This window comes from Streptomyces sp. DH12 (genome assembly GCF_020873895.1).
GTDB lineage: Bacteria > Actinomycetota > Actinomycetes > Streptomycetales > Streptomycetaceae > Streptomyces.
Genome location: NZ_JAHWGT010001621.1, coordinates 1 through 394 on the forward strand (window position 1 = coordinate 1; position 394 = coordinate 394).

Annotated in this window: 1 pseudogene; it reads left to right on the plus strand. The window is 72.8% G+C overall.

What is annotated here, in order from left to right:
* Positions 1-286, plus strand: a pseudogene (locus LPA54_RS41385) (dienelactone hydrolase family protein); the annotation flags it as partial.
* Positions 287-394 lie beyond the last annotated feature (108 nt).

A 394-nucleotide genomic window follows, 5' to 3' on the forward strand; every position in this document is an offset into this window, starting at 1 on the left:
GTCGGCGTTCCACATGCTGCACCCCGGACTCGCCCGCCACCTCGACCTTCCCGACGTGGCGAGCGTCGCCGCGCCCAAGCCGATGCTGTTCCTCCACGGCGGACGCGACCCCCACTTCCCCGCCGACGGCGTACGGGCCGCCTACGACAGGCTCCGCACGGTCTGGCGGGCCTGGGACGCCGAGGAGCGGCTGCGGCTGGAGGTGTGGCCCGGACACGGGCACACCTTCGCCTCCCCGATGCAGGACGAGACGTACGCCTGGCTGGACGCCGTGCTCCGCGCCTGACGCGCCGCACGCCCCGTGCGAGGGACCGGACGGTGTCCGGCCCGCCGGTATGCCAATCCGTCACACGAAGCACACCGGAACGACGTACAGCACGGGCACAATCCAGCC